The 17,382-nt window shown below is 64.7% G+C and carries 12 protein-coding genes; 7 read left to right on the forward strand and 5 right to left on the reverse strand.

Translation table 11 applies throughout. From position 1 onward, the window contains the following. Window positions 1-121: 121 nt before the first annotated feature. Entirely contained in the window at window positions 122-1,210 is a 1,089-nt protein-coding gene (gene serC / locus VA599_RS01695) for a 3-phosphoserine/phosphohydroxythreonine transaminase (RefSeq protein ID WP_488153978.1), read from the forward strand. 115 nt (window positions 1,211-1,325) lie between these two features. Here serC and VA599_RS01700 read toward each other — a convergent pair whose 3' ends face one another. The 4 genes from VA599_RS01700 to fliD form a co-directional block, all read right to left on the reverse strand. Then, entirely contained in the window at window positions 1,326-1,733 is a 408-nt protein-coding gene (locus VA599_RS01700; protein WP_021476769.1) for a hypothetical protein, read from the reverse strand. A gap of 321 nt (window positions 1,734-2,054) precedes the next feature. Further along, the gene (locus VA599_RS01705; RefSeq protein ID WP_346787456.1) at window positions 2,055-4,499 is read right to left on the reverse strand and encodes a S9 family peptidase; all 2,445 of its coding nucleotides are present in this window, start codon (window positions 4,497-4,499) and stop codon (window positions 2,055-2,057) included. An 86-nt stretch (window positions 4,500-4,585) separates the two neighbouring features. Beyond that, a complete protein-coding gene (locus tag VA599_RS01710; protein ID WP_346787457.1) occupies window positions 4,586-5,569 on the reverse strand; it encodes an LD-carboxypeptidase in 984 nt (327 codons plus the stop codon). Window positions 5,570-5,794: 225 nt separating this feature from the next. Next, complete coding sequence (fliD, locus tag VA599_RS01715) at window positions 5,795-7,171, reverse strand: flagellar filament capping protein FliD (RefSeq protein ID WP_346787458.1); 1,377 nt, start codon at window positions 7,169-7,171, stop codon at window positions 5,795-5,797. Between the two features lie 345 nt (window positions 7,172-7,516). On the opposite strand from fliD, the gene cysD reads away from it, so the two are divergent. Together cysD and cysN are read left to right on the forward strand one after the other, a co-directional pair. Beyond that, window positions 7,517-8,443, forward strand: a complete 927-nt coding sequence (gene cysD / locus VA599_RS01720; RefSeq protein ID WP_104947138.1) for a sulfate adenylyltransferase subunit CysD — start codon at window positions 7,517-7,519, stop codon at window positions 8,441-8,443. After that, window positions 8,443-9,876 (forward strand): sulfate adenylyltransferase subunit CysN, encoded by a 1,434-nt coding sequence (cysN, locus tag VA599_RS01725; protein ID WP_346787459.1) that lies wholly within the window; start codon window positions 8,443-8,445, stop codon window positions 9,874-9,876. Before cysD ends, cysN begins: the two co-directional genes overlap by 1 nt. A 60-nt stretch (window positions 9,877-9,936) precedes the next feature. Here the strand turns inward: cysN and VA599_RS01730 are convergent, their stop codons facing one another. Continuing rightward, window positions 9,937-12,057, reverse strand: a complete 2,121-nt coding sequence (locus tag VA599_RS01730; protein ID WP_346787460.1) for a putative bifunctional diguanylate cyclase/phosphodiesterase — start codon at window positions 12,055-12,057, stop codon at window positions 9,937-9,939. A gap of 215 nt (window positions 12,058-12,272) precedes the next feature. Here VA599_RS01730 and VA599_RS01735 point away from each other — a divergent pair, with 215 nt between their 5' ends. The 4 genes from VA599_RS01735 to manA are packed head-to-tail and all read left to right on the forward strand — an operon-like array spanning window position 12,273 to window position 17,353. Further along, window positions 12,273-13,304: a PTS fructose transporter subunit IIC gene (locus tag VA599_RS01735; RefSeq protein ID WP_021476777.1), complete on the forward strand. Its 1,032-nt coding sequence runs from the start codon at window positions 12,273-12,275 to the stop codon at window positions 13,302-13,304. A gap of 31 nt (window positions 13,305-13,335) precedes the next feature. Then, window positions 13,336-13,629 (forward strand): PTS fructose transporter subunit IIB, encoded by a 294-nt coding sequence (locus tag VA599_RS01740; protein ID WP_021476778.1) that lies wholly within the window; start codon window positions 13,336-13,338, stop codon window positions 13,627-13,629. A 44-nt stretch (window positions 13,630-13,673) separates the two neighbouring features. Further along, window positions 13,674-16,163: a phosphoenolpyruvate--protein phosphotransferase gene (gene ptsP, locus VA599_RS01745; protein ID WP_346787461.1), complete on the forward strand. Its 2,490-nt coding sequence runs from the start codon at window positions 13,674-13,676 to the stop codon at window positions 16,161-16,163. After that, on the forward strand, window positions 16,160-17,353 hold the full coding sequence (gene manA / locus VA599_RS01750) for a mannose-6-phosphate isomerase, class I (RefSeq protein WP_346787462.1): 1,194 nt from the start codon (window positions 16,160-16,162) through the stop codon (window positions 17,351-17,353). Before ptsP ends, manA begins: the two co-directional genes overlap by 4 nt. Window positions 17,354-17,382 lie beyond the last annotated feature (29 nt).

Below are 17,382 nucleotides of genomic sequence, written 5' to 3' on the forward strand. Positions count from 1 at the left end.
TCGTACTGTCCGCAGACAAACCGGCGCATCCCTGGCGGGAGACGCCGGTTTTTTTATACACTCGTAGCGACGCAGCCCGGAGCAGGCTGACCCGACACACGCAAAGAAACAGAGGATAGACATGGCCAAGGTGTACAACTTTTCCGCCGGTCCCGCCGTATTGCCGCACCAGGTGCTGGCCGAGGCGCAAAGCGAGTTGCTGGATTGGCACGGCTCCGGCATGAGCGTGATGGAGATGAGCCATCGCGGCAAGGAGTTCATGGAGATCATCCATGACGCCGAACAGGATCTGCGCCAGCTGATGGGCATTCCGGCCGGCTACAAGGTGCTGTTCCTGCAAGGCGGCGCGTCGCTGCAGTTCGCGATGGCGCCGTTGAACCTGCTGGGCGACAAGGACGGCATAGACATCGTCAATACCGGCCACTGGTCCAAGCTGGCGATCAAGGAGGCGAAGCGCTACGCCAAGGTGAATGTGGCCGCCAGCAGCGAAGACCGCAACTTCTGTTACATCCCGGAAGAGGCTGGCTGGCAACGCGACCCGAACGCCGCCTACCTGCACTACACCTCCAACGAGACCATTGGCGGCCTGCAGTTTCCGTACATCCCGGCCGAACAGCACGGCGTGCCGCTGGTCTGCGACATGTCGTCCGATTTCCTGTCGCGCGAGATCGACGTCAGCCGCTTCGGCATGATCTATGCCGGCGCGCAGAAAAACATCGGGCCGTCCGGCCTGACCGTGCTGATCATCCGCGAGGGCTTGCTGGGCAAGGCGCGAGCCGATATCCCGACCATGCTCAACTACCAGGTCCACGCCGACGCCGACTCGATGTACAACACGCCGGGCACCTATCCGATCTACATCGCCGGCCTGGTGTTCAAGTGGCTGAAGGAGCAGGGCGGGGTCAAGGGCATCTCCACCCGCAACGAGGAAAAAGCCGGCTTGCTGTACCACGTGATCGACAGCAGCGGCGGTTTCTACTCCACCCACATCGAGCAACCGTTCCGTTCCAAGATGAATGTGGTGTTCAAGCTGAAGGACGAGGCGCTGGACGAGATCTTCCTGCTGGAGGCGCGCAAGAATGGCCTGGCGCAGCTGAAGGGCCACCGCGCGGTGGGCGGCATGCGCGCGTCGATCTACAACGCGATGCCGATCGAGGGCGTGAAGTCGCTGGTCAACTTCATGCAGGATTTCGCGCGGCAATACGGCTGATCCGGCGCGGCCGAGGACGGGAGCTCTGGCTTGGCTGGGCTCCCGTTTTTTGCGTCTTAAAGAGGGGGAGTCGGCTGGCCCCATTGCGAGTCGCCGGGATTTTCGCTATTTGGCTTTAGGCTGCCGCCGGCTTGGGCAATTCGTCGCAGTCGGCGTCGGCGCGGACTCTCAGCGCCAGCCGTATGCCTTTGCTGATGTTCCCGCCTCCCAGTTCCATCGCGATATCGATGCTTTCGGCGTCGAGATAGACATTATGGCGCGCGCCGCCCTGCATTTTGGGAGGCGCGCCGGCATTGGTGCCGATGCCCAGCGCCATTTTCACCCGCCGCTGATCCAATGGCCGCAATATGCCTGAATTGGCCATGCTGTAGATGCCGTTGCTGTATTTTCTCACCAGTGCGCCGCTTCGGCCGGCGAGGGTGATCACTCCTACCACTTCGTAGCCGTTCAGATCATCGAATTGATACAGCCTGGGTCGGCCTGGCTGTTCGATGTGAAGGCGGTGGCCGCTGTCCTTGTGCATGGGATGTCCCGCTTTTACCGGCAAGCGTTATTAAAGCATTTCAATGCCCGCCATAATCAATTTTGTACACACAGAATCAAAGCGCAAGCTGAAATATGCGCGCAAGACAGAGGAAAGGCGGGGTGAATGGCATTCCGCCGACTTTCTAGTGTTCTCAGGGCGAGGAAAATAGGATGGCGAGGAAAAAAGATAGCCAGCCTTTGAGTGAACAGCCGGTTTTCTTGTGGAAAATCATAAAGCCCGGCAGAGCCGGGCTTCAGGCGTTTTTCCTTCTCGCAAGCCAAGCCGGTTAAAACTCGCCGGCCTGGAGCTCGTTGAAATTTACTGCGGCCTGGCTTCCTGGGCGCGCGGTTTCGCATGCTTCACATATTGATCCAGCCAACGGTCTTCTTCCCACAGCATGTGCAGAATGGATTCCCTGGCCCGGTAGCCGTGGCTTTCCGCGGGCAGCATCGCCAGCCGCACCGTGGCGCCCAGGCCTTGCAGCGCCTGGTACATCCGCTCGCTCTGGATCGGGAAGGTGCCGGGGTTGTTGTCCGCCTCGCCGTGGATCAGCAGCAGGGCATCCTTGATCTGTTCGGCGTAATTGAACGGCGACATGGTCTGATAGATGTCTTTGGCCTGCCAGAAGTCGCGCTCCTCGGATTGGAAGCCGAATGGCGTCAGCGTGCGGTTATAGGCGCCGGAGCGGGCGATGCCGGCGCGGAACAGCCGGGTGTGGGCCAGCAGGTTGGCGGTCATGAAGGCGCCGTACGAGTGCCCGCCGATGGCGATGCGGTCGCGGTCGGCCACGCCCAGCCTCACGACTTCGTCCACCGCCGCCTGCGCGTCCATCTTCAGTTGAGGCAGGTAGCTGTCGTTGGGCTCCTGCTTGCCGGCGCCGACGATGGGCATGGATGGATTGTCCAGCACCGCGTAGCCGCGCGCCAGCAGCGCTTCCGGCCCCCAGTAGCCGACGCGGTTGAAGCGATATGGCGAGTCTGTGACCTGGCTGGCGGCGTCGGCGCTCTTGAATTCGGTGGGATAGGCCCACATCAGCATCGGCAGCGGCCCGTCGCGCTTGGCGTCGTGGCCGGGAGGCAAATACAGCGTGGCGGTCAGGTCGATGCCATCCGCGCGCTTGTAGCGCAGCTGCCGCTTCTGCACATTCTTGAGCTGAGGCGTCGGATGCGGGAAGAAGGTCAGTTGCCTCAGCCCGCCGTCCTGATCCAGGGCTTTCAGGTACAGATTGGGCGGCGCATCGACTTGCTCGCGGCTGAGCAGCGCGCGCTCGCCGCCGTTCAGTACCGCCAGCGGGGTTTCGTACCATGGCGCTTGCGAGCGCCATAGCCGGGTGGTCTTGTTGTCGGCGAGACTCAGACGGTCGATGAAGGGGCGGTCGCCCTCGGGGCTTGCGCCGTCCCCCAGCAGGTACAGGCTGCCGCCATCCGGGCTGGTCTGCAGCACCGGCAAGCCGTCGGCGTTGCTGATCACGGCCGGGCTGCCGGGGTCGGCGTAGCGGTCTTCGGAGCTGCGCTGGCTCAGCAGCGCCGGCGGTTGTCCCGGCTCGGCGGGACGCACGCGCCAGACCTTCAGATCGCGCGTTTTCCACCAGTACTCGCTGATCAGGGCCAGATCGTCCCGTCCCCACTGGACGTCGGAGAAGCGGCTGGCCAGCTCCTGCAGCTTGAATGGCGCTTGTTTGAACGGCGCTGGCTGCAGGAACAAGGCATCGCGCACCTTGGCGTCCACCGACGGATCGCCGCCATCCTGCGCCTCCGCCCAGAACAGCGTGGCCGGCGCGTCGGCGCGCCAGCCGATTTCGCGCGGGCCGGTCGCCACCGCGTCGTTGCCGGACGGCATCCGTTCCTGCAGCGGCCGCTTGGCCACCTGGCGCACGCTGCGGCCCTGCAGGTCGATCACTTCGACCAGCCGCGGGAAACGGCTGATCGGCACCAGCGTGGAATAGGGGCGCAGCAAGCGCGTCGCCAGCAGGTACTGGCGGTCGGGCGAGGCCTGCACCGACAGGTAGCGGTCAGGCTTGCCGATCAGCTTCGCCTTGCCGCTGATGTCCACCAGCGCCAGCTGGCTGTTCAGCTCGTAGTCCAGCAAGTCGGCGTCGTAAGGCGTTTTCAGCAGGTCGGGATACGTCCGGGTTTGCGACAGCGCGCCGCCGGCGCTCTGCTGGATATTGGGGCCGGCCGGCGCGGCAGGCTTCTCCGGCGCCGGGCCTTGCCCGGCGGGGAGCCGTTTGACCAGCAGCTGTTGGCCCATCCAGGCGAAGCCGCGGCCGCTGGCAGCGTTCAGATGGAAATCGCCCAGCCGGCGCGCGCGGGCGCTGGCCGCGTCCAGCAGCCATAGCTCCACGCCGCGCTCGCCCCACAGGCTCAGCGCCACCTGCTTGCCGTCCGGCGACCAGGCGCTATCGGCGATGCGGGGCTTGGCCGGCAGGCCGGTCACGGCGAGGCTTTTGCCGCTGGCTACGTCGAGCAGCGACAGCGCGTTGCCGAAGTCGAAGCGGCTGGCCGCGCGCATCTTGGGATTCAGCCTCAGCCCCGCCAGCTTCAGCTCAGGCTGGGCGACGTCGGCGATGCCGGGCAGGCCGGGGCGGTGCGTCTGCAGCACGGTATCGTTGCGGGGATTCAGCGACTGCAGCGGCGTGCGGGGGGCGTCGACCAGCGCGGCCAACTCGGGCGGCGGGGTCTGATAGCCTTCGGCCAGCGCGGTGAGCGGGACAAGCAGGCCGGCCAGCAAAGGGCCGGCCAGGAGATTCTGGCTGCGGATCATGCGATTTCCTGATCATTCATGCGATGGGCGGGACGCGGACAGCCAAATTGCACCAGCCTGGCCGTCCGGTCAAGCGGATGGCATTTTCAGATGGGGCGCTCGGCCAGCAATGCCGGAATCTGGATGGCGGAGGCGTCCACCGTGGGGTAGTCGAGGAATTGCAGCGTCACGCCGTCGCCTTCGGCCTGGAAGCGAGCCGGGAAGCCCAGCGGCATGGTGGTTTTGGCGGCGATGTGGCCGAAGGGCAGCCCGGTGAACACCGGCACGCCGCTGATGCGCCGCAGCTCGGCCACCACGGCGTCGAAGTTGTAGTGCGGATCGTAGACGTCGACATGCCGCTGCATCGAGAAATCGCCAAGGAAGATGGCTTTCTGCTTGCCAAGCACGCCGGCCAGATGCAGCTGCTGCAGCATCCGTTCGACACGGTACGGCTGCTCGCCCACGTCCTCCAGGAACAGCAGGCCGCCCTTGATGTCGGGCAGGTAGGGGGTGCCGGCCAGGCTGGAGAGCACGCTGAGATTGCCGCCCCAGAAAATGCCCTCGCCGCGGGCCTGCGGCTGCGAGCCGGCGATGCGCAGGCTGCGCTGCGGCGTGGAGATGCCGGCGATGAATTCGTTGATCGCGTAGGCGTTGGGCGCGGCGCTGCCGAAATCTCCCAGCATCGGCCCGGCGAAGCTGCCGGCGCCGCTCTTGGCCAGCAGCGCCAGCTGGATCGCGCAGAAGTCGCTGTAGCCTATCAACAGCGAACGGGACTCCTTGAGCCGCGCGCCCAGCCGCGCCAGGTCCAGCCTGGGCAGCAGGCGCATCGCGCCGTATCCGCCGCGTCCAGCCATGATCAGCTGCGGCCATTGCGGCTGGTCCAGCAGTGTTTGCAGATCGGATAGCCGTTCGGTATCAGTGCCGGAGAAGCGCTGGTAAACGCGGTTCAGCGCGGCGGTGTTTTCCAGCGAGAAGCCGGCGTGGGCCAGGCGCGGCAACGCCAGCTGGCGTTGTTTCTCCGGCACGATGCCGGAGCAGGCGGTCAGGTAGAGGCGGAGGCTGGCCTGGGAGGGCTGCGCTGGGGAGGACATGGAGCTGCATCCTTGCAATATGCCGGCGCCGGCGCCGAGGGCGAGCATCTGCAGCAGCTGGCGGCGGGATGGATTGATATCGGGAGTCATGGAAATCGGACGGATTGGCGGGGTTCAAGTTCCGGATGCCGCCCAAGGCGGTCCGGTTCGCACGAGTATACGCCAAAAGAAAAGGCGGCCTCCAGAAGGGATGCCGCCTGCAAGGTCCAGCATGGCCGGCCAGGATCAGCCGATCAGGTTGGCCATACTGGAGGAGGACTGTTCCATTGCGGCCAGCTCGCTGTTGAGGCTGGAGTACTCGGTCAGCAAGTTGGTCTGCTCGGTGCTCAGCTGGCTTTGCAGCTGCTGCTGCAACTGCTGTTCCGAAGTCACCTTGCTGTTGAGATTGTTCTGGTTGCTGGTGATCATGCCGCCTGGTCCAAGCAAGGAGTTGATGGTGCTGTTGAACACGTTGCCGATGCCGGTGTTCTGGGGGTTGCCGAACAGATTGCTTACCGCGGACGGATTGGCTGCCAGCGCGGCGTTGAAAGCGGTGGTGTTCAGCGACAGCGTGCCGTCGGCGCCCTGGGTAATGCCCACCTGCGCCAGATAGGCGTAGGAGTTGACCGGGTCCACGCCCGCCACCGGCGTGCCGAGCAAGCCGGCCAGCCGCTCGTGCAGGCCGGTGAGGTCGGAGCTGATGTCGGTATTGGCCGGCGTGCTGCCCACGGTGGTGGAGCTGGTGGTGGCCGAGTTGGTGGTGCTGACTACCTGGTTGTAGGCGGAAATGAAGCTTTGCAGCGTCGACGCGATGCCCGATGTGTTCTGGCTCATGTTGATGGTGGTCTGGCCCAGTTTTTCCAGCGTGATGCTGGCGCCGTTGACCACGTTGGTCACGGTGTTGCTGCTGGACGAAACATTGACGCCGTTCACCGTCAATTGGGCGTTCTGGGCATTGGTGGATTCACTGGCCGCGGTGCCGCTCTGCTGCAGGCCGGCAAGCGTGTTGCCCGAAGTGTTGTTGCTGTCGGTGCCGCCGGAGGTGATGGAAAAGCTGTTGCTGGTGCCGCCCTGGGCCGAGCTGAGTACCAGCGAGTAGTTGTTGTTGTACTGCACGATGGAGGCATTGATGCCGATGCCGGCGCCGTTGATGCTGCTGGCGATCGACGACAAGGAGGCGTTGCTGCCCAGTTGCACCGTGCTGCTGGTGCCGCCGACATTGAAGGTCAGGGAAGACGGCGCGCCGGCCAGGGTGGCGTTCTGATCTGTGATGGAGGCACCGCCCGAGGTCTGGTCGAATACCAGCTGGCGCGACCGCGCCATCTGCGTCACGTTCAACGCGTAAGTGCCTGCCGCGCCGCCGGAGGTGGTGGTGACGGCGGCTACGGTGGTGTCGGACGAGGCGGCGGAGAATTGCTGCAGAAAGGTGCCGGACGACAGCGTCGAGGCCGCGCTCTGCAAGCTGGACAGCGCCGAGCTGACCTGGCCTATCGTACTGAGTTCGGACTGGAAGTTGCTGACGCGCTGCTGGCTTTGCGCAAGCGGCTGCGAGTCGGCCTGGATCAGCTGGCTGACAATGGATTGCACGTCCAAGGGACCTGCGCTGGCGCTGATGGATGACATGACGTCGTCTCCCGGGCCGCCTGATCTGCCGTCAGGCGGGCATGTTGCTATTTAGGGCGGGTTGCCAAGCTGTCATCACGGTTGCGGTCTTGCGCCGCGGTCTTTTGGGTATGGCAAGGTGTGGTAGTCACCACTTGCTGCTCTTATCGACATCGTCTGGGGAAACTTTAATCGATTGTCTGCATTGATCTTACACCGTCGTTTGATAACGGGCTTGTGCCAAATCCATATTCCAGCTTTGAAGTTTTTAAGATTTGCTAAGCTTATATTGATATATCCAATCGGTTTTGAATGCCTGCGAATATTTCCGGTAGATTGGCTGCAACCATAGAACAGGCTGCAAGCATGGATATCGATCAAGCAAGGCTGACCCACCTCCAGCAACTGGAGGCGGAGTCCATCCACATCATCCGCGAGGTGGCGGCGGAATTCGAGAACCCGGTGATGTTGTATTCCATCGGCAAAGACTCCGCGGTGATGCTGCACCTGGCGAAAAAGGCGTTCTATCCCGGCAAGCCGCCGTTCCCGTTGATGCATGTCGACACCACCTGGAAATTCCGCGAAATGATCGCGCTGCGGGACAAACAGGCCAAGGAAAACGGCTGGGACCTGATTGTCCACGTAAACCAGGATGGCGTGGACGCCGGCATCAACCCCTTTACCGCCGGCAGCGCCAAGCATACCGATGTGATGAAGACCGAGGGCCTGAAGCAGGCGCTGAACAAGCACAAATTCGACGCGGCCTTCGGCGGCGCGCGCCGCGACGAGGAAAAAAGCCGCGCCAAGGAGCGGGTGTACTCGTTCCGTGACAAGAACCATCGCTGGGACCCGAAAAGCCAGCGTCCGGAACTGTGGAACATTTACAACGGCAAGATAGACAAGGGCGAGAGCATCCGCGTGTTCCCCTTGTCCAACTGGACCGAGCTGGACATCTGGCAATACATCTATCTGGAAGGCATCGAGATCGTGCCGCTGTATTTCGCCGCCGAGCGCCCGGTGGTGGAGCGCGACGGCATGCTGATCATGATCGACGACGACCGCATCCTCGAATACCTGACGCCGGCGGAAAAGGCCAGCATCCAGACGCGCAAGGTGCGCTTCCGCACGCTGGGCTGCTACCCGCTGACCGGCGCGGTCGAGTCCGAGGCCGCCACGCTGCCGGAAATCATTCAGGAAATGCTGCTGACCAAAACCTCCGAGCGGCAAGGCCGGCTGATCGACCATGACAGCGCCGGCTCGATGGAAAAGAAGAAAATGGAAGGGTATTTCTGATGTCTCACCAATCCGAACTGATCGCCGGGGATATCCTGGAATACCTGAGCCAGCATGAGAACAAGGACATGCTGCGCTTCATCACCTGTGGCAGCGTGGACGACGGCAAGTCCACGCTGATCGGCCGGTTGCTGCACGATTCCAAGCTGATCTTCGAAGACCAGCTGGCGGCGATCGAGCGCGACTCGAGAAAGTACAACACCACCGACCAGGAGATCGACCTGGCGCTGCTGGTGGATGGCCTGCAGGCCGAGCGCGAGCAGGGCATCACCATCGATGTCGCCTACCGCTACTTCAGCACGGAGAAGCGCAAGTTCATCATCGCCGACTGCCCGGGCCACGAGCAGTACACCCGCAACATGGCCACCGGCGCGTCCACCAGCAACCTGGCCATCATTCTGATCGACGCGCGGCGCGGCGTGCAGACGCAGACCCGCCGCCACAGCTACATCGTCAGCCTGCTGGGCATCCGCCACGTGATCGTCGCGGTCAACAAGATGGATCTGGTGGATTACAGCGAGGACGTGTACAACCGCATCCGCGACGAATACCTTACCTTCGCCGAGCATCTGGACATCCCGGACATCCATTTCGTGCCGATCTCCGCGCTGCGCGGCGACAATGTGGTCAGCCGCACCGAGGCCGCGCCGTGGTACAAGGGCGCGACGCTGATGCACCTGCTGGAAACGATACAGATCGGCCACGACGCGCCGCTGTCCGCCTTCCGTCTGCCGGTGCAATACGTGAACCGGCCCAACCTGGATTTTCGCGGCTTCTGCGGCACCATCGCCAGCGGCGCCGTGCATCCGGGCGACGCGGTGGTGGCGCTGCCTTCTGGCAAGGAAAGCCGGGTCAAGGACATCGTCACCTTCGACGGCCGTCTGTCCCGCGCCTGCGCCGGCCAGGCGGTGACGCTGACGCTGGAAGACGAGATCGACATTTCCCGCGGCGACATGCTGGTGCGCGCCGACGAGGCGCGGCCGCAGGTGTCGCGCAGCTTCGACGCCCATCTGGTGGCGATGGGGGAAGAGCCGCTGCGGCCGGGCAAGGAGTATGGTTTCAAACTGGCCGGCAAGTACGTGACCGGCCGCATCGAAGCCATCCTGCATCGCACTGACGTCAACACGCTGCAGGACAGCCCGGCCGGCGCGCTGGCGTTGAACGAGATCGGCCTGTGCCGGATTGCCCTCAATAGCCCGGCGGCGTTCGATCCGTACCGCGATTGCCGCGGCAGCGGCAGCCTGATCCTGATCGACAGGCTGAGCAACGGCACGGTGGCCGCCGGCATGATCGTCGCCCGCAGCGAGGAATCGTCTCCTGTCGCGCTGTCGCCGTGGGAGTTGTTCGAGCAGGAGCTGGACCAGCTGCTGCAGCGCCACTTCCCGCAGATGACGCGCGCCGAGCTGGCGCGGCGCTTGCAGGACGGACTTTGATCCGTTTCCGCGCCGGATGAAAAACAGCCCCGATTCGGGGCTGTTTTTTTGGGGCTGCGGCTACGGGTGGGCCGGTGTATGCAGCCGCTCGCGCCAGTCCGAGGCGAATGCCTCTTCCTGCAAGGGCCGGGAATAGAGGAAACCCTGGATCACATGGCAGCCGGCGGCGCGCAGGAACTCGAGCTGATACGGCTCTTCCACGCCTTCCGCCACGGTTTCCAGGCCCAGGTTGGAGGACAGCGCCAAGATGGCGTGCACGATGGCTTCTCCCCCCTTGCCGATGCCGAGTATGAAGCTGCGGTCTATTTTCAGCACTTGCACCGGCAGTTGCCGCAGATAGGAGAGGGAAGAGTAGCCGGTGCCGAAATCGTCTATCGACAGACGGATGCCCAGCGCGCGCAGCTCGGCCAGGATGTTGACGGCGTTGTCCGCCTCCATGATGACGCTTTCGGTGATTTCCAGCTCCAGATCGCTGGGCTGCAACTGATAACGCTGCAGCAGCCTGGCGACATGCTGCGGAAAGTCTTGCCGCTCCAGCTGCCGGGTCGACAAGTTGACCGAAATCGATGGCAGTTCGAAGCCGTCCCGGCGCCAGCTCTCCAACTGGCGCAGCGATTTCTCCAGGATCTGATCGCCCAGAGGCACGATGAGGCCGCATTCCTCGGCGATGGGAATGAAGCGCGACGGCGGCACCATGCCCAGGGTGGGGTGCCGCCAGCGAGCCAGGGCCTCCGCGCCAACCAGCCTCCCAGTGGCCGCGTTCACCTGGGGCTGGTAGTGGGCCGTGATCTCGTCGTTTTCCAGCGCCTGGCGCAGCTGCCGCTCCAACACCACTCGCTGCTCGGCTTCGGCCGACATTTGCGGGGTGTAATGCTGGCAGCGGTTGCGGCCGGCGCTCTTCGCGGCGTACATCGCGATGTCGGCATGGCGCAGCAGGGTGTCCACATCGGCGCCGTCGTGGCTGGCGAAGCTGATGCCTATGCTCGCGGATAGATACAGATCGTTGCCGTTGATGCAAAACGGCTGTTGGAACAGCGCCAGCAGCTTGCCCGCCACGTCGGCGGCCACGTCGCGGTTCGCGATGTTTTCCAGCACGCAGATGAACTCATCCCCGCCCAGGCGGGCCAGCATGTCTTCGGCGCGCATGCCGTCGGCCAGACGGGCGGCCACCGCGTTCAGCAACTGGTCGCCGATGAAGTGCCCCAGCGTGTCGTTCACGTCCTTGAAACGGTCCAGATCGATGAACAACATGGCCAGCTTGTATGCGGGAAGGTCGGGAACGCTCAGCGCGCGGCTCAGCCGTTTCTGGAACAGCAGCCGGTTCGGCAGGCCGGTCAGGGGGTCGTGGTGGGCCAGATGGTCGAGTCTTTCCTCGGCGCGGCGGCGTTCCTGAATTTCGCCTTTCAGGCGGACGTTGGCGTTGGCCAGCTCCGACGTGCGGGCCGCCACCCGATTGTCCAGCTCCCGGTTGGTTTCGGACAAGGCCGCCGCCTGGCGGTCTATGATGCGGCCGGCCAGGCGCACCACCAGCATCTGGGCGAGGAATAGCACCGCCATCAGCGCGCAGATGGCCAGCGTCACCCAACGCAGCTGGCGGTCGCTGTCTACGACGAAGGACGTGGCATCCAGGTAGATTTCCAGCACGCCTTCTATCTTGCCGGCCGGATCGTGCATCGGCACGTAGGTTGAGATGATGTCGCGGTCGGTCAGCGTGCGTTCAAAGGCATCGATGCTGTGGCTGTGCACCAGCTCGCTGGCGGGGGTGCCGGCAGAGGCGTGGCGGTAGCCTTCATCATCGTTTTCGTCCTCGCCTATCTGCTTGGGATCGGTGGAAAACAGGGTGACGCCATTGAGCGCGTACATCTTGACCCGGATCACGTCCGTGCCGCTCATCAGCCGTATCACGGCTTCGCGCAAACGCGGCTGGCCGGCCACCTGCTTTAGCTTGGCGGGATCTTTGGCCAAGGGCAGCAGCGGGCGAAAGTCGGCCCACAGCGAGTTTTCGAAAATCTGCATTAACGACGCGGCGCGGCTTTTCTCCAGCTTGAGTAACTGCTCGCTGGAGTAGTGGCGCAGGTAGCCAGCCATCAGGACGGTCGCTCCCGCCATCAGCAGCAGCGATAACAAGAAGAAGTAGGGCACCAGCCGGAACGGCCGGCCGGATGTGAACAGGTTGCGCATGGCGCGGGCTCTCTTTGGGTGTGGAGCTTATTCAGTTTAGAACCCTGAATCCCGATTCCGAGGCCGGCTTGCATGCCTGCGTGAACGCAGTCTGCGGACAGACGGCCATTGATGTCTGCGATGTCACAAAAATCCAGTCGCGGCTGATCTCGCCACTATATGGGCCAGACGCGCCTGCTGTACCCTTTCTCCACACATCAAGAGGAGGAGAGGACATGCAGGCCCGTCTGGAACAATGGAAGCAGTATTTGCTCACCGGGGTATCGCATGTGATCCCCTTCATCGCCAGCGGCGGCATCCTGATCGCGCTGGCCATTTCACTGGCGCCGATGACCGGCAAGGGGCCGGATTTCAGCCACGCGCCCTTGCTCAAGCTGATCCTGGACATAGGCGGCAGCGCTTTCGCGCTGCTGCTGCCGGTGCTGGCCGGCTACATCGCCTATGCCCGCTCAGGCAAGCCCGCGCTGGTGGCCGGCATGGTGGGCGGCCAGATCGCCCATACCGTCAACGCAGGCTTCCTCGGCGCGTTGATCGCCGGTCTGCTGGCCGGCTGGGTGGTGGAACTGCTGAAGAAGATGCCAGTGGCCAAGGCGTTGAAGCCGCTGATGCCCATCCTGATCATTCCCATCCTGTCGTCGTTTGCGATCGGAACGTTGATGTTCGAGGTGCTGGGCGTGCCGATCGCCGACCTGATGGTGACGATGGGCGCCTGGCTCAAATCCATGGGCGGCGCCAACGCGATGGTCTTGGGCGCCTTGCTGGGTGCGATGGTGGCCTTCGACATGGGCGGCCCGGTCAACAAGGTGGCTTTCTTTTTCGGCGCCAGCATGATCGCGGAAGGCCAGTATCAGGTGATGGGGGCAGTGGCCGCCGCGGTCAGCATCCCGCCGTTGGGCCTGGGCCTGGCTACCAAGCTGCGCAAGTCGCTGTGGAGCGAGCAGGAGCGGGAGGCCGGTTCCGCCGCGCTGGGCATGGGCATGATAGGCATCACCGAGGGCGCCATTCCGTTTGCCGCCGCCGACCCGCTGCGGGTGATTCCCACCATTGTCGCCGGCTCGGCGCTGGGGGGCATGATCGCGATGCTGGGCGGCGTGGGCGACCACGCGCCGCACGGCGGCCCCATCGTGCTGCCGGTGGTGGACAACCGGCTGATGTTCGCCCTGGCCATCGCCTGCGGCGTGCTGTTGGTCGCCATCGTCATCAATCTGCTCAAGGCCAGGAGCGGCGCATCCGCGCCGACCGCCTGAGCCGCCGCATCACTGCCAGAGGAAATCGATCATGAAAGTTGTCGCCATCACCGCTTGCCCGACCGGCATCGCCCACACCTATATGGCCGCGGAAAAACTGGAGAGCATAGGCCGCCAGCTGGGCCACGACGTCAAGGTGGAAACCCAGGGAGCGATAGGCATAGAGAACGAGCTGTCCAACCGGGACATCCTGGCTGCCGACGTAGTGTTGCTGGCGGTGGACATCGCCATCGAGGGCGAGGAGCGCTTCGAGGACAAGCGCGTTGTCCGGGTGCCGATTCAGAAGGTGTTGAAAGACGCCGCTGCGGTTTTCGCGCTTCTGTGAACCCGGCCGGGCCGCCGGGCCCGGCGCATCAGGAAAGCAGTCGTATGTCACATAGCCTTACTTTGATCTGTCCGCTGCCCAATGGCATCCATGCCCGCCCCGCCAGTCGGATCGCGGAGTTCTGCGCCGGTTTCGGCGCCGCCATCCGTTGGCGCAACCAGCGCAATGGCCAATGGGCCGACGCCAAGAGCGTGCTCAGCCTGATCGGCGGGGACATCCTGTTCAACGACGTCGTCGATATCGAAATTGACGGCGAGGGAGCTGCGCGGGTCGCGGACGAATTGGGCCGCTTCTTGAGGCAGACGCTGCCGCGCTGCGACGAGCCGGTGGCGGCGGCTCCAGCGGCCAGCCGGGCGTTGCCGCGAAGCCTGGCCGAACTCTCGCCGTCGCCATGTTTCGGCCAGCCGGCGGGACAGGGCGTGGCGATTGGCGAGCTGTGCGTTCATCGCGGCTTCCGCATGCCGGAGCCGGCCGAGCTGCCCTTGTCCACGGACCGCGATGCCGATCTTGCCGCGCTGGCGGGGGCGCTCCGCGCGCTGGCTGAGCAACTGCGACAGCAGTCGGAGCGCCAGGGCGGCGAGGCGGCGGGGGTGTCGCGCGCCCACCTGGCCATTCTGAGCGATCCGGATTTCCGCGCCCGGCTGGATGCCGCCGTGGCCGATGGCGCGGGTCCCGCGCGGGCGGTGGCGGCGGTTGTCGCCCATTACCGCGCGCGGTTGTCCAAGTCGGCCAGCGAATACCTGCGCGAGCGGGAGATGGATATCCGCGATGTCGGACGCCGGTTGCTGGAGGCGCTCGCGCCGGAAATCGAGCGAGCGGGGGAGGCATTGCCTGACGCCGCGCTGCTATGGGCGGAAGACCTGGCGCCCAGCGAACTGCTGGCGCTGGATAGGGATAAGGTCAAAGGCCTGCTGCTGGCGCGCGGCGGATTGACCTCGCACACCATCATCCTGGCGCGGGGGTTTTCACTGCCGGTTTTGACCGGCGTGCAGCGGGCGGCCATCGCCGACGGCATCGGCCGGACCGCAGTCCTGGATGCGGGCTTGGGGGCCTTGTTCCAGAACCCAGATACGGTCGTGCTCGATTACTATCGAGAAGAAGAGGCGCTGCTGGCTGCGCAGCGGCAACGATTGGCCAAGGCCAGCGGCGGCATCGCCGCCAGCGCCGACGGCCAGCGGCTGGAGCTGGCGGTGAACATCGCCTCCACCGCCGAGGCGCAGCTGGGCTTCGCCCTGGACGCGGACGGGGTGGGGCTGTTTCGCACGGAAATGCTGTTCATGGATGCCGACGAGCTACCGGGCGAGGATGAACAATTCCAATGCTACGCCGAGGTGGTGAGGCTGGCGGCCGGCCGGCCGGTGATCATCCGCACCTTCGACATCGGCGGCGACAAGCCCGCGCGTTGCCTTCCCGCGCCGCAGGAGAGCAACCCCTTTCTCGGCTACCGCGCCATCCGCATGTACCCGGACCAGGAGGCGGTGTTCCGCGCCCAGCTCCGGGCGATCTTGCGCGCCAGCGCGCTGGGGCCGGTCAAGGTCATGATCCCTATGGTCGCGACGCTGGGCGAAGCGCGCTGGGCCAGAAGCTTGCTGGAGGAGGAGCGCGCCGCGCTGGGAAGGGAGGAGCCGGTTCCGCTCGGCATCATGCTGGAGGTGCCGTCGGTGCTGTTCCAACTGGACGCCTTCTGCCGCGAGGTGGACTTCTTCAGCGTGGGCAGCAACGACCTGACGCAGTATTTGTTCGCCGCCGATCGGGACAACGAACGGGTGGGCCATCTGTACGACAGCCTGCACCCGGCCTTTCTGGCGGCACTGAGCCAGGCCGCGGCCACCGTCCATCGCCATGGGCGCTGGATAGGGCTGTGCGGCGAGGCCGCCGCCGCGCCGCACGCCTTGCCGTTGTTTCTGGGCATGGGGCTGGATGAATTGAGCATGAGCACGCCTTCGCTGCAGGAATGCCGGCGGCGTCTGCGCGAACTGGACGCCGGCCGCTGCCGCGAACTGCTGGGGCGGGCGCTGGAGTGCGCGGATGGAGCCGAAGTGAGGGCGCTGGTGGCCGCAGAGGCCCGGCCGGCGTTGCCGATGCTGACCGCCGACTGCTTGATGCCCGATGCCGTTTGGGGCAGCAAGGCGGCGGCGATCAAGGGTCTGGTGGACAGGCTGTGGCTGCTGGAGCGTTGCGATGACCGCTACGGCATGGAGGAAGACCTGTGGCTGCGCGAGCAGGCTTACTCCACCGGCCTGGGGCATGGCTTCGCCATCCCTCATGCCAAGTCGGGACATGTGCTGCATCCCACGCTGTGCCTGGCCCGATTGGCGCAACCGGTGGACTGGGGCGCCAGCGACGGGCAGCCGGTGGACATGGTGCTGCTGCTGGCTTTCAACGCGGCCGATGCCGGCGCCGCGCATTTGAAATTCTTTTCTCGGCTGGCACGGCTGGTGATGCACGAGGATTTCCGCCAGGCGCTGCGCGCAGAGCGCGATCCCGAACGCTTGCTGGCGCTGCTGCGGGACAGGCTGGAGGGCGCGGCATGAGCGCGTTTCCCATGCACGGGCTGGCCCAGCACTATGCCTGGGGCGGGCGTCGATTCATTCCTGGCATGCTGGGCCTGGACAACGCCGGACAACAGCATTTCGCCGAGTGGTGGCTGGGCGCGCACGAAGAGGCGCCATCGGTGATCGCGACACCGCAAGGCCCGCAGCCGCTGCACTATGCCATTGCCCATCAGCCGCTAGCCTTTTTGGGCGAGGCGGTAATCCGCCGCCATGGCCCCCGACTGCCTTTCCTGATGAAGGTGCTTGATGTGGATGCGCCCTTGTCGATCCAGGCGCATCCGGACGAGGCGCAGGCGAAGGCGGGATTCGCCCGCAACAATGCCGCCGGACTGGCCTTGGGCGATCCGCGCCGCAATTATCGCGACCCCTACCCCAAACCGGAGATGATGGTGGCGCTGTCGCCGTTCTGGCTGTTGCATGGATTGCGGCCGGATGCGCAGATCGACGGGCAGTTGGCGCGCCAGCCGGAGTGGCAACCATTGCGTGAGCGGTTGGCGCGGGAAGGCGGCGCGGGGCTGCATCGTCATCTGCTCAGATTGCCGCAAGAGGAGATCGCCGCCTTGCTGCACCCGCTGTGGCGCAGGCTGGCGGCGGACGGCGATGCTGGGCCGGATGATCCGGATCATTGGGCGCGGCGGCTGGTTGGCATTCGGACCGAGGACCGGGGCGTATTCGGCTGCTACCTGCTCAATCTGGTGGGGTTGAGGCCGGGCGAGGCCATCTTTCAGCCGGCGCGCTTGCCGCACGCCTATCTGCATGGCCGCAATATCGAGCTGATGGCCAATTCCGACAATGTGCTGCGGGCCGGCCTCACCGACAAGCCGGTGGATGTGGAAGCGCTGTTGGCGGTGATGGACGACGCGCCGGTCAGCCCCGTGGTGATGGCCGCGCCGGATGGCTGCGGGCTGAGAGCGTATCCGCGTTGCGGCGGGGATTATTTCGCGCTGGACCAGTTGCTGTTGGGCGAGGGCGAGGGCGTGGCGTGGCGCAGCGCGGGTCCGGAAGTGTTGCTGGTGGTGGACGGCAGCCTGAGCCTGCGGCATGCCGCTGGCGAGTTGGCGCTGGAACAGGGGCAGAGCGCCTTGCTGCAGCCCGGGCTGGTGTGCGAAGTGCGCGCCGGGCGGCTGGCATTGGCTTATCGGGCGTTTTGCCCGTTGGCCGGCGGGTGATAAGGTGGCGGATAGTTCAGATTGATACC

Source organism: Chromobacterium indicum, from assembly GCF_039708975.1.
Classification (GTDB): domain Bacteria; phylum Pseudomonadota; class Gammaproteobacteria; order Burkholderiales; family Chromobacteriaceae; genus Chromobacterium; species Chromobacterium piscinae.

Bases quoted from the DNA above. Each gene is read 5' to 3' on its own strand.
- VA599_RS01730 (WP_346787460.1), bottom strand. From the start codon at position 12,057: ATGCGCAACCTGTTCACATCCGGCCGGCCGTTCCGGCTGGTGCCCTAC.
- fliD (WP_346787458.1), bottom strand. From the start codon at position 7,171: ATGTCATCCATCAGCGCCAGCGCAGGTCCCTTGGACGTGCAATCCATT.
- VA599_RS01735 (WP_021476777.1), top strand. From the start codon at position 12,273: ATGCAGGCCCGTCTGGAACAATGGAAGCAGTATTTGCTCACCGGGGTA.
- VA599_RS01700 (WP_021476769.1), bottom strand. From the start codon at position 1,733: ATGCACAAGGACAGCGGCCACCGCCTTCACATCGAACAGCCAGGCCGA.
- serC (WP_488153978.1), top strand. From the start codon at position 122: ATGGCCAAGGTGTACAACTTTTCCGCCGGTCCCGCCGTATTGCCGCAC.
- VA599_RS01710 (WP_346787457.1), bottom strand. From the start codon at position 5,569: ATGTCCTCCCCAGCGCAGCCCTCCCAGGCCAGCCTCCGCCTCTACCTG.
- ptsP (WP_346787461.1), top strand. From the start codon at position 13,674: ATGTCACATAGCCTTACTTTGATCTGTCCGCTGCCCAATGGCATCCAT.
- cysN (WP_346787459.1), top strand. From the start codon at position 8,443: ATGTCTCACCAATCCGAACTGATCGCCGGGGATATCCTGGAATACCTG.
- VA599_RS01705 (WP_346787456.1), bottom strand. From the start codon at position 4,499: ATGATCCGCAGCCAGAATCTCCTGGCCGGCCCTTTGCTGGCCGGCCTG.
- VA599_RS01740 (WP_021476778.1), top strand. From the start codon at position 13,336: ATGAAAGTTGTCGCCATCACCGCTTGCCCGACCGGCATCGCCCACACC.
- cysD (WP_104947138.1), top strand. From the start codon at position 7,517: ATGGATATCGATCAAGCAAGGCTGACCCACCTCCAGCAACTGGAGGCG.
- manA (WP_346787462.1), top strand. From the start codon at position 16,160: ATGAGCGCGTTTCCCATGCACGGGCTGGCCCAGCACTATGCCTGGGGC.